This is a genomic window from Paenibacillus sp. LS-5 (genome assembly GCF_056121505.1).
Genome location: NZ_JBWAVA010000005.1, coordinates 117,317 through 132,451 on the forward strand (window position 1 = coordinate 117,317; position 15,135 = coordinate 132,451).

The 15,135-nt window shown below is 53.9% G+C and carries 14 protein-coding genes; 4 read left to right on the plus strand and 10 right to left on the minus strand.

Annotated features, from left to right (window positions below):
• Position 1: 1 nt before the first annotated feature.
• The 3 genes from cbiB to cobD form a co-directional block, all read right to left on the minus strand.
• The gene (gene cbiB / locus AC0MA3_RS10100) at positions 2-967 is read right to left on the minus strand and encodes an adenosylcobinamide-phosphate synthase CbiB (RefSeq protein ID WP_474656064.1); all 966 of its coding nucleotides are present in this window, start codon (positions 965-967) and stop codon (positions 2-4) included.
• Between the two features lie 37 nt (positions 968-1,004).
• Positions 1,005-1,757 carry an adenosylcobinamide amidohydrolase gene (locus tag AC0MA3_RS10105; protein WP_474656065.1) on the minus strand — a complete coding sequence of 251 codons (753 nt, stop codon included), beginning with the start codon at positions 1,755-1,757 and terminating at the stop codon, positions 1,005-1,007.
• Positions 1,758-2,515: 758 nt separating this feature from the next.
• Positions 2,516-3,607, minus strand: a complete 1,092-nt coding sequence (cobD, locus tag AC0MA3_RS10110; protein WP_474656066.1) for a threonine-phosphate decarboxylase CobD — start codon at positions 3,605-3,607, stop codon at positions 2,516-2,518.
• A 239-nt stretch (positions 3,608-3,846) separates the two neighbouring features.
• Between cobD and AC0MA3_RS10115 the strand changes: the two genes are divergently transcribed.
• Complete coding sequence (locus tag AC0MA3_RS10115; protein ID WP_474656067.1) at positions 3,847-4,848, plus strand: lipoate--protein ligase; 1,002 nt, start codon at positions 3,847-3,849, stop codon at positions 4,846-4,848.
• Positions 4,849-4,967: 119 nt separating this feature from the next.
• Here the strand turns inward: AC0MA3_RS10115 and AC0MA3_RS10120 are convergent, their stop codons facing one another.
• Positions 4,968-5,687, minus strand: coding sequence for a metal-dependent hydrolase (locus AC0MA3_RS10120; RefSeq protein WP_379155146.1), 720 nt, complete (start codon positions 5,685-5,687; stop codon positions 4,968-4,970).
• Positions 5,688-5,922: 235 nt separating this feature from the next.
• On the opposite strand from AC0MA3_RS10120, the gene AC0MA3_RS10125 reads away from it, so the two are divergent.
• Positions 5,923-6,849: a DMT family transporter gene (locus tag AC0MA3_RS10125; protein WP_474656068.1), complete on the plus strand. Its 927-nt coding sequence runs from the start codon at positions 5,923-5,925 to the stop codon at positions 6,847-6,849.
• A 181-nt stretch (positions 6,850-7,030) separates the two neighbouring features.
• Positions 7,031-7,834, plus strand: coding sequence for a Cof-type HAD-IIB family hydrolase (locus AC0MA3_RS10130; protein ID WP_474656069.1), 804 nt, complete (start codon positions 7,031-7,033; stop codon positions 7,832-7,834).
• 122 nt (positions 7,835-7,956) lie between these two features.
• Here the strand turns inward: AC0MA3_RS10130 and bshB2 are convergent, their stop codons facing one another.
• Positions 7,957-8,640 carry a bacillithiol biosynthesis deacetylase BshB2 gene (bshB2, locus tag AC0MA3_RS10135; RefSeq protein ID WP_474656070.1) on the minus strand — a complete coding sequence of 228 codons (684 nt, stop codon included), beginning with the start codon at positions 8,638-8,640 and terminating at the stop codon, positions 7,957-7,959.
• A gap of 23 nt (positions 8,641-8,663) precedes the next feature.
• Entirely contained in the window at positions 8,664-9,008 is a 345-nt protein-coding gene (locus AC0MA3_RS10140; RefSeq protein ID WP_379155134.1) for a YojF family protein, read from the minus strand.
• 152 nt (positions 9,009-9,160) lie between these two features.
• On the opposite strand from AC0MA3_RS10140, the gene AC0MA3_RS10145 reads away from it, so the two are divergent.
• The gene (locus tag AC0MA3_RS10145) at positions 9,161-9,637 is read left to right on the plus strand and encodes a GNAT family N-acetyltransferase (RefSeq protein WP_474656071.1); all 477 of its coding nucleotides are present in this window, start codon (positions 9,161-9,163) and stop codon (positions 9,635-9,637) included.
• Between the two features lie 144 nt (positions 9,638-9,781).
• Here AC0MA3_RS10145 and AC0MA3_RS10150 read toward each other — a convergent pair whose 3' ends face one another.
• From AC0MA3_RS10150 to AC0MA3_RS10165, 4 genes are all read right to left on the minus strand, one after another.
• Positions 9,782-11,590, minus strand: a complete 1,809-nt coding sequence (locus AC0MA3_RS10150) for an ABC transporter ATP-binding protein (protein WP_474656072.1) — start codon at positions 11,588-11,590, stop codon at positions 9,782-9,784.
• 14 nt (positions 11,591-11,604) lie between these two features.
• Positions 11,605-12,189, minus strand: coding sequence for a GNAT family N-acetyltransferase (locus AC0MA3_RS10155; protein ID WP_474656073.1), 585 nt, complete (start codon positions 12,187-12,189; stop codon positions 11,605-11,607).
• A 202-nt stretch (positions 12,190-12,391) separates the two neighbouring features.
• Complete coding sequence (hydF, locus tag AC0MA3_RS10160) at positions 12,392-13,660, minus strand: [FeFe] hydrogenase H-cluster maturation GTPase HydF (RefSeq protein WP_474656074.1); 1,269 nt, start codon at positions 13,658-13,660, stop codon at positions 12,392-12,394.
• Between the two features lie 41 nt (positions 13,661-13,701).
• Positions 13,702-15,114: an aspartate ammonia-lyase gene (locus tag AC0MA3_RS10165; RefSeq protein WP_474656075.1), complete on the minus strand. Its 1,413-nt coding sequence runs from the start codon at positions 15,112-15,114 to the stop codon at positions 13,702-13,704.
• Between the last annotated feature and the right edge of the window lie 21 nt (positions 15,115-15,135).

The window sequence follows — 15,135 nt, forward strand, 5'->3', positions numbered from 1 at the left end:
TTTAACCTCCAATCCATTGCCATAGCAACGCTGCCGCTGCACACAGAGAGACAAATATGGTGGAAGACCACATCATTAGCCGTGAGGCAAGGATGATATCCTCCGGCTCCATAGTCCGATTAGGATCACCCATGTAGGCGCGAAAAGAGGCTACGCCATGGTATACATTTTCGCCGCCCAGTCGGATGCCAAGCGCTCCGGCTACTGCCGATTCAGGATAGCCGCTGTTCGGGCTGGGATGGCTGCGGGCATCGCGCCGCACAATACGCCAGCAGCTGCGCCAGTCCAGACGAAGCAGCCAGGCACACAAGACTAACAGCAGCGCTGTCATCCGCGCAGGTATGTAATTGGCCACATCATCGAGCCGGGCAGATGCCCAGCCGAGGTTAAGGTATTTGTCGTTTTTGTAACCGACCATGGAGTCCAGCGTGTTCACTGCACGGTAAGCCATGGCCAGCGGTGCTCCACCGAGCAAGGCGAAGAATAGCGGAGAAGTAATCGCATCGACGATATTCTCCGCCACGGTCTCCACTGTGCCCCGGACAATATCCGGGCTCTCCAGCTTCGTGGTGTCACGGCCGACAATCATACCGAGCGCCTTCCGGGCTGCGGGGATATCCCCCTTGCGCAGCTCCTCATAGACGGCCATCCCGGCATCTTTGAGCCCTTTGGAGGCAATGGTTGTAGCGATCAGCCAGACCTCTGCTACCCAGGCCAGCCAGGGCGAGATCCGGGACAGCAGGTAGAGAAGCACTGCGGTCAGCACCCAGGCTCCTCCCGCCACCAGCAGCGGGAGCAGCACTCCCGCGCGCTTCAGCGCGCGCGGCTGAGTGCAGAAGCGGCGGATGAGCCGTTCAATGGCAGTAATCGCCTTCCCCATGAGCACTACCGGATGGGGAAGACTGCGCGGATCGCCTATGATCCGGTCCAGCACATAGGCTGCTAGTAATATAATCGCAAGCGTCACCGGGCATCACCCGGCAGCAGTTTCCAGTGAATGCGGCTCATTGGCTGACCTTCCTTGCCGGCTCTGCCGCTTTCACAGATCCGAGGCTTGCCGTTACAGCGGCGTACACCAGCCGGCCAATCGCTCCGCCCAGGTCGGTGGCAGTTCCGGCGTAGACATGCTCTGCGCCGAAGCGCCCGCTCCCGCTCACTGCGAGCACCACTGCATCTGTAGTTGTGCCAGTAGCAATCAGGCCATTCTCGGGATCGGTAACCCCGAGATCGGCCAGTGCGGCAGCCTTCGCCTCGGCTGCCGTCATTACAGCATTGACCATCGCAGACGGAGTCAGGCGCCCGTCAATGCCCAGCATGATGTTGATCGTGCCGGAGCGGTAAGCCGCCAGCACGTTCCGCCGGACACCGGCACGCGCTGCATTGCCGGAGGCTGCGGTGACACAGCAGAAAACACCCGCCGAGCCGATATCCTCCTCTGCCACAGCGGCATGCTCCAGCGGTACCGCCGTCATCAGGCCCGCGCTGCCTTCCAGCGGATAACCCCATTCGCGCAATTTGTTCTCCATATCGCGCACCGGATTGCTACACTCATAATCGCGGCTGACGAACTGGTTGACGGCCCGTTTCAGACGGACCATTCCCCCGCCGTATACCGCGCTCGACAGCCCTTCCGCTTCTTCCGGGAATTCCAGCAGCAGATGCTCCTGCTTCCATTCCAGCACCAGTCCCGGCCAGACGGTGGATGAATACACCGTCTTACCGTCCTTGAGATTAAAAGGAATTCGCGCTTCAGTCATCCAGAATCCACTCCCTTCACATTGTAACTAACTGTTACCGGTGACCCTTCAGCGATCATCAGCAGCCAGCCGCACACTCCACCTCTAATCCGTTGCGGCATAGGCCAGATATTTCTTTCAAGTAACCTATTCACTTGCTATTTCACTAGCTATTTCACTAGCTATTTCACTAGCTATTTCACTAGCAAAGATACTTTAGTCATGCACATACTACTTGAGCAGATAGCCCTCTTCAAGACTAAGTGGAATTTGTATCACTAATTCGAGCCATTAGAAGCCATAGCAGAGAATAGTGGGAAAAAGTAAACCTATTCCTGCCATATCAGCCTATATATCGGGATTCACCTCATAATAAGTGTAGATAATCCCACTAACTCCCTTCAAATTCCGCATTCCACCGATTTAGGTGTACAAAATCCACTTAATTCATTATAAATCCAATTACTCAAAACCTGCTTAGTAATCACTCCACAGTTACTCTATAGCTACTCAACAGCAACTCTATATTTTCATTTTCTCAACCCTCATTAAAATCACTCAACACCCACTTCATAATTGCCCGATTGCTTAAAAGGCCTCGTAAAAAACTCAGCTAATTCAGCACCATATAAAGCACCGATACCCTGTTCCCAAAAGTAATACTCTTCAATGCCGCAACCAGGGTCAGGGTATACGTATAGAACACTGTATCTCCCAGCCGTCAGAATTCATCTATCATCATTTCATCCGTCCGGCTCCTGCCGCCATCATCTCATCCGTCAGCCCCCCGTGGACAGAATCTCCTCCATCTGCCGGAGCAGGCGGGCGTTGTCCGCCCCGCCTTTGACGGCAACGCGGATATGCCCCGGTGTAAGCCCCGGGTACATCGCACAGCTGCGCACCAGAATGCCGCTGTGCCCCAGCTTCTCCTGCAGAGCTGCTGCGCTCCACGGCGCCGGCAGGCCGAGCAGCAGGAAGTTCGCTTCGCCCGGCGGCACCTCGCAGCCGAGCCGCAGCAGCCCCTGCCGCAGCGCTTCGCGCTCTGCGGCGATCAGCCCGCGCGTGCGCTCTTCATAGCCGCGCCCGCTGCGCAGGCAAGCTTCCCCGGCCAGCAGCGCCAGGCCGTTCACGCTCCAGGTCACCTGCTTGCCGGTCATAGCCGCGGCAAGCTCCGGGGCTGCGATGGTGAAGCCCAGCCGCAGCCCCGGAATGGCATAGAACTTCGTCATCGAGCGGATCAGCACCGTATGACGATAAGCCCCGAGCTCCGGCAACAGGGATTGCCGGCGTTCTTCGGGGATGAAGTCGATGAACGCTTCATCCACCGCCAGCACCGTCCCGCAGCGCTCCGCCTGCTGCGCCAGAAGCCGGAGGTCGTCCAGCGCATACTGGACGCCATTCGGGTTGTTCGGCTGTCCGAGGAACAGCAGATCCACCTGCTCCAGCAGGCCGACGATGCTCTCTACACCTGCCCGGTATTCCCGTTCCTTAGTCCCTTGAACTGACAAGACCTCCGCACCGAACTGCTCCGCCAGCTGGCGGTATTCAGAGAAGCAAGGCTCGACGATGCCCACTTTACGCGGCTTCACAGCCAGAAGCAGCAGCGCCATCGACTCTGCCGCCCCGTTGCCCGCCGTAATCCAGTCGCTGTCTACTCCCAGGTTCTCCGCAAGCAGGGACTTCAACCGCCGGTGTCCGGGGTCCGGATAAGCCGTAACAGCTGACAATGAATGGCGCAGCAGGTCCAGCACACCAGGCGGCGGGCCGAGGGGATTGATATTGGCGCTGAAATCAACAAAAGCGCCGCTCCCATCCCCGTACAGTTCCGCAGCCGTCAGCAAATCGCCGCCGTGGCCGTATTTTTCAAGCATGCCTACACTCCTCTTCCTCTGTCGATATACTCTAATCACTTATGCTGTATGACGCATTGTCCCCATTATTGCCCCATAGCCGGAAATACGTCAATGATTTCACATTCCACGAACCGCACAACCCTGGCGGTTGCCGCAGACAACCTTCTGGCTCAGCGTCATCTGTTCTTTTGTACAAACTGCGCTTTTGGTTTAAAATAACTACAGCAGTTAATCATGCTCAAGCGGAGGAATTTACTATGCTTTTTATCGATAACAATGGAATTACAGACGCATCGATCAATCTCGCGATTGAGGAATTTGCGCTCAAGAATCTGCCGATGGACGACAGCTATCTGCTCTTTTATATCAACAGTCCGTCCATTATCATCGGCAAACACCAGAATACCATTGAAGAGATCAACCAGGAATACGTGAAAGACAATCATATTCAGGTCGTACGGCGGTTGTCCGGCGGCGGAGCTGTCTATCACGATCTCGGAAATCTCAACTTCAGCTTCATTACCAAGGACGACGGACAGTCTTTTCATAACTTTCTGAAATTCACCCAGCCGGTCATCGACTACTTGCAGTCCATGGGTGTGAATGCCGAGCTGAGCGGACGCAATGATCTCCAGGTTGGTGAGCAAAAAATCTCTGGCAACGCACAGTTTTCCACACGCGGGCGCATGTTCAGCCATGGCACTCTGATGTTCAATCTCAATCTGGATGATGTGCAGGCCTCCCTGAATGTGAACCCGGAGAAATTCAAATCGAAGAGTACCAAATCCGTGCGCAGCCGTGTCGCCAATATCAAGGACTTGCTTGGAACCGATATGACGATTGAGGAATTCCGCGAAGGCCTGCTGCGTTCCATCTTCGGCATGGAGGCATCTGAGGTGCCGCAGTACAAGCTGACTCAGGACGACTGGGTGCGGATCAATGAAATTTCCAGGGAGCATTACCAGAACTGGGATTGGAACTACGGCCTCTCGCCAAAAAGCAATGTGAAGCATACCCGCAAATTCCCCGCAGGCCTCGTCGATATCCGTATGGACATTGAGGATTCCTACATTAAGGATATCAAAATCTACGGCGACTTCTTCGGCGTCGGTGATGTTGCAGATGTGGAGAACGCACTGCGCGGCAAACGCTATGAAAATGCAGAGGTCAGAGATACCCTGTCCGGGCTTGACCTGAAGCATTATTTCGGCCGGATTGAGCCGGAGGACTTCATCGGGCTGATTTTCCTGGAAGAATAGCTTCCAGGCAGCGGAGCAGCAAAAATAAAAAGGGCCGGCCCATATCCTTAAGGATATGCGGACCGGCCCTTTTGTGGCGATATAACAGCACGAATCAGTCTATGAGGTGGAGTAGCTTTCTAAATACCAGGTGTAAGCACAAATACATACACAACCAACGCAAGCGTAAGAACGATGCAGAATTTCTCCACCGCGCTGCCCTTCTTCGTTCCGGTGCTCATCAGTTTCAGGCGAAGCTTGAAGGGCAGCGGAGGCAGCGGGGTGATGCCGCGCTGGGTCAGGGAATCGGCCAGCAGATGCAGCGCGTAGGACATGCCTCCGGCAATCCAGAGGCTGCCGCCGTCATTCATGCCAAGCGAGGCGAAATAGAGCAATGCTCCCCAGCCGGCCACGCCGTACAGCGTATGGGTCAGTCCACGGTGCGGAACAACGGAGGATACAACAAGCACGCAGGCCGCAATGTAGTTCCACGGATCGTAATCCTCTGCGAACGCAAACAGCCCCAGAGCCAGCAGCAGCATCACCAGATGCCGCAGCCGGCGGCCCGGCAGGAAGGATACGCTTCCCACTAGCAGCGCCAGCGCAATATTCCAGGGTGGTGCTGCGATTCCTGCAAAATACAAATAGATGGCTGCTCCAATCAGTGCAACCTGAAGGATCCGCAGCAGGAAATCCGGTAGGGCTTTGCGCACCAGCAGTGAATTCGGCTCATCGATATCAGGCAAAAGGGCGCTAAGTCCCGCCACGGCAACCGCCGGAATCGTAATCTCATGGCCGAGCAGGCTCATGACAGATAGGGTAACCCCGGTGCTGATAATGAAATGGGATTTGCCCATCATGGTGCACCCGCTCCTTTCTAAGGTGTAGGCAATCTTATGCAAAATAAGAACAAGTGTACGGTTATCGAAGTATATCAAGTGCTGGCTTTTTTGTCCAGCCTTTGGCTGTTTTCCAGGTACTGAAGCCGTTGGTCTGCCTGCCCAGCGCATAGTTTCGTCTTGTCCTCCCCCTTGTTTTAAGATACAATTTGGACAACTTGATTAAGGCACCTCTTGCCTGGAAAGGATGACCTCTGTGAATCGCTCCCGAATAGCCGATCTCAGTCTGCTGCTGGTGGCGATGATGTGGGGATGTACGTTTCTGATTGTGCAAAGCGCAGTCAAGGTGTTGCCGCCGCTCGCATTTAACAGCATCCGCTTCATAGGTGCCGCCCTACTGCTGGCGCTGATCACCGCCGTTTTCTACCGCCGGGAATGGAGGCTGCTGAGCTGGCGCATGGTAGGACACGCCTTGCTGTTGGGCCTGTTTCTGTTCATGGGCTATGCCTTCCAGACAATGGGACTGCTCTATACCACTACATCTAATACCGGATTTATAACCGGGCTGTCCGTAGTGCTCGTCCCTTTCCTGTCGCTGGCGCTGCTTAAGACTCCCATCTCCCGGTATACCTGGTTCAGCGCGGGACTCGCGGTGGCAGGCCTCTACCTGCTCACCTTCACCGGCTCCGCGCTGTCCCTGAACAAGGGTGACGCACTGGTCCTGCTATGTGCGGTCGCCTTTGCCCTGCAGGTCGCATATACCGGCGTATATGCTCCGCGTTATCCGGCGCTACCGCTCGCCACGCTGCAGCTTGCCTTTGTCGGATTGCTCAGCACCCTCGCTTCCCTTGTTGTGGATAGGCCTGCCCCGCTTGCGCACAGCGGGGCACTAGTCCTGAAACCAGAGGTACTGTGGGCACTGCTCGTATCCATCGGACCGACCAGCGCGTTTGCCTTCTGGATCCAGACCGCATGCCAGAAATACACCACCCCCTCCCGGGTGGCAATTATTTTTGCCACAGAGCCGGTATTCGCCGCCCTGACAGGACTGGCGTTTGGCGGGGAATCGCTCGGGGTATCAGCGCTGCTTGGCTGTCTATGTATTCTTGCCGCCATGCTGATAGCCGAGCTAAGCCCAGAGCCTACCCCGGCTGCCGAGGAAGTGAAGAACCTGGACTGCTGATTTCATCAGACCAGTAATTGGATCAGACAGGCGATTTCATTTGCATTAGTACGCTCCGTTAACTTGATTAGAGAAAGAGCCCAGCCTTAACATAGGCTCACAGCACACTTACTTCAGCGTATCCCGCGGGGTGGAAACACTCACACGGCTGCGCCTACCAAACCATTAGGAGAGAACCTGCATGTACAAATTGATTGCAATCGATATTGACGACACCCTTATTACGGATAAAAAGGAAGTTACCCCTGCCACACAAACCGCGCTGGAACAAGCCGTTGCCGCAGGCGTTGTGGTTACCCTGGCTACCGGACGCGCCTATGCTTCCGCCCAGGCCATCGCCCGCCAGACCGGCTTGAATGTGCCGATTATCACCTACCAGGGCGCACTTGTGAAGAACCTGATGGATGAAAAGGTACTGTACGAGCGCTATGTGCCGCAAGATGCCGTACGGAAGCTGTTCAGCTATTGCGTAGAGCATAACCTGCATTTACAGACTTATATTGATGACAAGCTGTATGCGCGTGAAGAAAATCAAAAGCTGATTGACTATGCCACGCTTAACGGAACTCAATACTTCATTGAGCCGGACTGGGAGAAGCTTGTTCCGCAAAAAACACCAAAAATGCTGATCATCGACGATCCCGATTTTCTGGATGAACTGTCTCCGATTCTGCACGAGCTGCTGGGTGATTCCGTACACATTACGAAATCCAAGCCGCATTTCCTGGAGATCATGCACCACGAAGGCACCAAGGGCCTGGCTCTTGAGTTCCTGGCGGCCCACTTCGGGTGCGATCTGTCCGAGACTATCGCTGTAGGCGATTCCTGGAACGACCACGAAATGCTCGAAGCCGCCGGCCTTGGCGTTGCCATGGCGAACTCGATCCCGGCGCTGAAGGACATTGCCGACTTCATCACCCTCAGCAACAATGAAGACGGTGTGAAATACGCCATCGATAAATTCATCCTGCACACTGTGGAATAGAGAGCATTAGCTTGCACTGCAGCAGCACAAAGGGTGCCTCACTCCGGTTTGAATCCGGCTGTAAGGCACCCTTAGTTGTTGTATAAGACAATTCATAGACTCAATGCAGTTTCATATCTATATTACGAAGGTTCCGGGAACCGGTAGGTCCAGAACTGTTCTGTTCCGAACCGGTTCCGGATATCCTCATCCGTCAGCTCCAGGTTCCCCACAAGCTCCGCCGCTTGGAATTGTGTACGGTGCGCTTGAATGGAGGCCATTTTCTTCGCAAGGAATGGAGTCACGTCTACGGTTACATCCGCTTTGCCTATCGCCTGCTCATGATTGCTGGCGAACGCGCTGCAATATACTAGTGGACGCTCTGCCGCAGGGAGCCGGCCAATCGTTCGGATGACAGCCGCTCCGGTAGCATCGTGATCGGGGTGCACACTGTATCCTGGATAGAAGGTGATGACCAGTGACGGGGTCAGTTCCTTGAGCAGCGCCATAATCTGAGAGTCCAGAAGTTCCGTGTCTTCGAATTCGATCATTTTATCGTGGAATCCGAGCATTCTTAAGTCCTGGATACCAATCGCAAGGCAGGATGCGGCCAGTTCATCCTTGCGGATTGCCGGCAAGGTGACACGGTTCGCGAACGGTGGAATGCCCATGTTGCGTCCCATCTCTCCCAGGGTCAGACAAGCATAGGTGACCTCTGCACCGCTTGCTATGTACATTGATAACGTCCCTGATGCAACAAAGGATTCGTCGTCGGGATGGGGGAGCACAACCAGGATTCGCTGGTGTTCGGCTTGATTATGATTCATAGATGTTTGATCCTCCGCTTTCATCAGAACTTTTCCCGGCTTAGTTGCAAGGCAACAATTAGCTTTCCTTGACTGTCATGTCCTGCCAGGATTAGCCGATCCTTGTCCATTTCATCAATGTGTGTAAGGCCTTCGGCATAAATCCAGCCAAGCGTTGTCTTTAAGCCCACCCGGTATGGACCCGTACCAGAGATGGAACCTTGTGTATACCGGATCACCGCATTGGAGATGAAAGCTGATGCCGGATGCCGGGTACTGTCCAGATGGCTGGCATAGGCCCCTGTCGTAAGTTCAAGGTGTACATAAAGCTCCTGATCGGCAAGCTGATCGATCCGGAACTGGATATCTTCAGGGAGTATCGGCTTCATAGTAGCCTCCTTATTAGGTAGTATGTATTAGTAATAGTTTAACATACGACCCGGGAGAGTAAACAATAGTGGTGGAACCCAACGGTTAATCCGTTGAATTCACTGACCTGAAACTGTGGAATAGCAAAGAAGAATGAAAGGGGTAGGCCTGCATGATTACGCTTAGAACAATCACATTAGAAAACCGGCGTACCATATTCAATCTTGAGGTTTCAGAAGATCAAAACCGCTTCGTGGCGTCCAATCTGTCAAGCGTGGCTTCGTGTTATGTCCTTGCAACCAATGGGGGGCGTCCATTTCCGTTTGCCATTTACGCGGAAGAACAGCCAGTCGGTTTTGTTATGATGACTTATGGAATCACCGGATACGAATTGCCTTCAATTGCTGACGACAGCTATTGCATCTTGAGGCTGATGATCGGCGAGCAATATCAGAACCGGGGCTACGGCCGGGAAGCCATGAAAAAAATCCTTGAATTTATCCGTACCTTTCCGGCCGGCCCCGCACGTTACTGTTGGATCCCTTATGAAGCCGATAACGTCGTCGCCAAAAGGCTGTATGAAAGCTTTGGCTTCCAAGACAACGGCGAAATCTGCGACAACGAGCCGATAACCGTATTGCGCCTCTGATATGCAGCAAGTCTCAACAGCGTTATTACCGTTCCGATTTTCACCAAGTCTTCCTGGCGCAAGGTCCGTCATTTATCCAATATACATGTCTTCACTGTTCTTTTAGATAATTATCATTGATGTTCATGCTTCCCCCTCAAAGTTCTAGTTTTGAGGGAGGAGAACTCCCTGTTTATCCCCATACTCTTCATTCACTGCCCTTTCTTCCTGCCCCTCCGCTTCCGCCTGCTCCAGCTGGGAGTTGTAGAGATCATAGTAGCGGCCTTCTGCCGTAAGCAGCTCCTCGTGGCTGCCACGCTCCACAATCTCCCCGTTTTCCATCACGAGAATGACGTCGGCGTTCTGAATGGTTGATAGTCGGTGGGCGATGACGATGGTGGTTTTGTCCTTCATCAGCTTGCGGATAGCCTGCTGCACCATTTTTTCCGATTCGTTATCCAGCGCAGCCGTGGCTTCATCCAGCAGCAGGATCGGCGCATCCTTCAACATCGCTCTCGCAATCGAGAGCCGCTGCCGCTGACCACCGGAGAGCCGCGAGCCATGCTCACCTATGTCGGAGTCTACCCCTTCGGGCAGCTCCATTACAAAATCATAGGCATTGGCCTGCCGGAGCGCCTCTATAACCTCTTCCTCCGAGGCATCCTGCCTGCCATTGCGGATATTGTCGCGGATACTGCCTGTGTACAGCCCCGATTCCTGCGGTACATAGGCAAAATGGCTTCTAAGTTCCTCCAGACTCATCGCCTGTGCCGCTTTACCATTGATTAAGATTTCGCCTTCGTCCGGGATGTAGAATCCCAGCAGCAGCTTGAACAAGGTAGACTTTCCGCCTCCGCTCGGCCCGACCACCGCCATCTGCATCCCCTGGGGCAATTCCAGACTCACCTGGTTCAGACTGAGCTTCCCGGCCCCGGGATAACTGAACGTTACCGCCGACAGCCTCAGCTGTTCAAATGCCGGGTGCTGCATTGGTTTCTCAGGCAAAGCCTCTACCTCAGCAGGCGCATCCATCACTTCAAAAATCCGTTGCGCCGCCCCCAGTGACTGCTGCATGGAAGCCACAAGCCCCGGCAGTGCTGAGAACGGCGCAACCAGATAATTCATTAGCTGAATGAATGCGATCATAGCTCCTACCTCAAGTGACCCCTTGGCGACAAAATATCCGGCAATGACCAGAGCCAGCAAAAAGGTGAGATTTCCTAATACAGAAGACAGCGCCCCCGTGGCCCCTTCGATACGTCCCCGATTCTGCTCTCCGGCATTAATGCTGTCACTGTAGCCTCTATACTGCTTCATCAGTCTGCGCTCAATCGAAAATGACTTGAATACCATACTGCTGCCCAGTATATCGTTCAGAAATGAAGTCGTCCGGCTCATACTCTCCTGCACCAGCACACTGTTCTTGCGCATCGCTTTGCCAAAAACCTTACCAACCAGATAGAGCAGCGGCCCTATCGCAATGCAGATCAGCGCAAGCAGCCAGTTAATGTAGATCAGATAGGCAAAAGACGCCACAGCCAGGAGCGGATTGCGTAAGAGATCGATCATGACCTGTCCGCAGGCTTCCCCAACCGATTGGTTATCACTCGTAAAACGGGACAATAGATCTCCAGAATGATTGCGGTCAAAATAGGACTGCGGCAGTAATAGTGTATGGTCCATCAAATCCAGGCGCAGCTCATTTCTGATCTTGGCGGAAAGACTGATTTTGAGGTAGACACTGAAATAAGTATTCACTCCTACGGTAATCAGGAATAGCACCCCGAACCAGGCGAGTCCGGAGAAAGCCTCCACATCCCGGCGGACCGCCGCATCTGTAATTCTGGCCAGAAACCAGGCCATCGTCAGATCCAGAACAATGCTGAACAATGTGATCAGCAGCAGTACGGAATAGAGCAGCTTGTGCTTCAGCATATATGTACCCAACCTGGAAAAAGCGCCTCTCTTCTTCAAACCATCATCTCCCTCTAAAATTCGGTTCCCCGCACCTTGGCGTACACCATGGAGTCATGCAGTTCCCCGTTTGTGGCCAGGGTGCTTAACCGCAGGATGCCATCCAAGGAATACCCTGCACGCTCTGCAACGGCAGCACTTCTGGTATTAAGTCTACTGCAGCGGATTTCGATCCGGTTCGCCTCAAGCTCCCTTATGGCAAAAGCTGTGACTCCATTCACCGCTTCGGTGATGTATCCATGGCCGGCACTGGAGGTCCGAATCCAATATCCGATCTCAAAACAACGGGCGTCCCAGTCGATATGGTGCAGGCCGGTACAGCCGAGAAAACCCCCTCCCGTCTTGTCAAAAATAAGCATGTTCAATTGGGAGCGGTTCAGAAACTTCAGTCTTGAATCCCTGACAAAGGTTTCCGACTCCGCAAGTGACGGCTGAGTTTGAGCAAAAGGCATCCACGGCTTCAGCTCCTCCAGGCTTTCCCGGATTGCTTCATTAACTGCCGTCCCGTCCCCCCACTGCGGGGCACTCACCCGCAGCCGTTCCGTTTCGAAGATCTCAGGAAAATCCAGCAGGATAGGAACAAATGATTGGGATGTCATAACATCAATAGCCTCCTGTTCAAATCAGTTTGATTTTCAATTTTCCACCAAATAAACCACAGAATATTTCCATTATATAGGCGGATACCTTTCCTTGAAAGGTTAATTAATCCGCAGGAGCTGATTATATTAAAGGAATTCCATATAAAAAAACCGCCTTCCGGTTGCAGGTAGGCGGTTATCCCTCGTATACAAATACTGATCATTCCTGCGTCTCACTCTCTTCCCAGGCCATACGAGCCAGCGGAAACGGAGATATTGCCCGCTCCAGAATACCTTGGACATAGGCAATCACGATGCCGTAATTGACAATAGGCACCCCTGCGCCAAGCGCCTGCTCTTCCCGCCATAGCATCTGCCTGCGGCTGAGCATACAGCCGCCACAGTGAACAATAAGCGAGTAGTCCTCCAGACGATCCGGGAACTTCATGCCGCTGGTGAACTCGAATTGCAGCTGCTTGCCGGTGGCCTGGCGGATCCAGCGCGGGATTTTTACTTTGCCGATATCATCTGCCTGTTCGTGATGGGTGCAGGCCTCGGCAATGAGCACTCTGTCACCATGCTGCAATCTGTCGATGGCACGTGCGCCCCTCACCATCTCATCCAGATTACCTTTGTGCCGGGCAAACAGGATAGAGAAGGACGTCAGAGGAATGTCCCGGGGCGTATCTGCTGCAGCCTTCAGGAATACCTGTGAATCTGTGACCACCAGCCGCGGCTTCTTGCCGAGACTCTCCAGGGTTTCCTTCAGCTCGAATTCCTTGGTAACCACCGCAATGGCGTCGCTCTCCAGCAGGTCACGGATGGTCTGCTGCTGCGGCAGGATCAATCTGCCTTTGGGGGCTGCCCGGTCAATCGGAACCACCAGGACGACCAAGTCTCCCGGAGAGACCAAATCACCGATTATACGGAATTTATCCTCGGTATCGGGTACTGCCGCAATCAGCGCCTTCATCAGCTTGCTGATCCCCTGCTGTTCAAGTGCAGATACAGGGATCACCTTACAGCCCAGTTCCTGCTCTACCCTGATAACCTGAGCTCCAAGTTCTTCAGCAGGGCAAGAATCTTGGCCAGCTAACAAATCGATTTTATTCAAAATGCCTATAGCCGGGATGCCCTTGCTGCGGACGCTCTCTGCAATCTGCAGGTCACATGAGGTCACACCGCAGGCAGCATCAATAACGATCAGGGCCATATCGGATTTGTTAAGAACCTCCAATGTTTTCTGTTTCCTCAGCTCCCCCAGCTCTCCTGCCTCATCCAGACCAGCAGTATCAATAAATACAACCGGCCCGAGAGGCAGCAGCTCCATCGCTTTATACACGGGATCTGTTGTCGTTCCTTTGACGGGTGACACGACTGCTGCTTCCTGTTTGGTGATGGCGTTGATCAGACTTGATTTGCCTGCGTTACTCCTGCCAAACAGGGCGATGTGCAGGCGATTCGAGCGCGGGGTATGGTTCACACTCATACGGCTCTCTCCTCCCCCCGACGGCTAGCGCGGGTCCGTATTTATTTGCCGGGTACACCCGGTCTGGTCACTTGGCAGGGATTCAGGATCCGGGTGATCTCAGCCTCCGTGAGAAGCTGCTTCTCCGTCAGCACCTGCTGCACCGTTTTACCCTCTTGGCTTGCCTGCTTGGCTACCTCCGCACTTTTCTCGTAACCGATGTGATGGATTAACGCAGCTGCGAGTACGGAGGAGTTCATCACATGGTCGTGACACTGCTGCTCACAAATACTGATGCCACAGATACAGCGCTCTTCGAACAGCCTTACGGCGTTTGCCAGAATCTCCAGGGACTCCAAGAGTGCATCCGCGATCAGCGGCATGAATGCATTCAGCTCCAGTTGGCCGCCCGCAGCGGCCATCGTTACAGCCGTATCATTGGCAATGACACGCATCGCAACAAGTCCCGCCATCTCTGCCATGACCGGATTGACTTTACCCGGCATAATCGAGGAGCCTGCCTGCACCGCCGGCAATTCAAGCTCCCCCAGGCCCCCAACCGGTCCGCTGGCCAGAAGACGCAGATCTCCTGATATTTTCAAAAGATTAACAGAGGCAGCCTTCAGCAGCCCCGATACTTCAGCGAACACATCCATGTTCTGTGTAGGGTCCATCGGATATTCGCTCCGGGCCAGCCCGTAGCCGGTCAAATCCTGCAAAATATCAGTCATCAAAAATGTATATTTTACCGGTGCATTAAGGCCTGTTCCAATGGCAGTTCCTCCAATGTTAATCTCCCTGAGCCGCTCCTCCACTTTGTACAGCCGCCAGCGGTCCCGGGCTACCGCCTTGGCATAGGCTCCGAAGCTCTGCCCTGCCATCATCGGCAAGGCATCCATGAGCTCCGTACGGCCCAGCTTGAGCACATCTGCGAAGGCATGTTCTTTCTCCTGGAGGGCTTCCTGCAAGGAGGCTAAAGCTTGGCTCAGCTGCCGAACCCGACCGATAGCGGCAATTCTTAGTGCGGTTGGATAGACATCATTGGTAGATTGGCAGCAGTTGACATGATCGAGCGGATGAACCTGTGAATAGTCTCCCCGCTCACCGCCCATAAGCTCAATGGCACGGTTAGCGATGACTTCGTTCACATTCATATTAGTTGATGTACCGGCTCCGCCCTGCATGGCATCTACAGTGAATTGCTCCCTGTGGGCACCGGCCAGAAGCTCGTCACAGGCCTGCACAATCGCAAGGGCTATCGCTGCCGGGTAAGTATTCAGCTGCAAATGGGCAAGCGCCGCAGCTTTCTTCACCGTCACCAGGCCATGAAGAAGATGCGTATTAACCGTTCTGCCGCTTACAGCGAAATTGTCCATGGCCCGCGCGGTATGAATACCGTAATAAGCAGCCGCTGGTATATCCTTTGCACCTAAGGCATCCTGTTCAATACGGAGAGACTTCTGCGATTTATCCATCTTTTCAAGTCCGCCTTATAC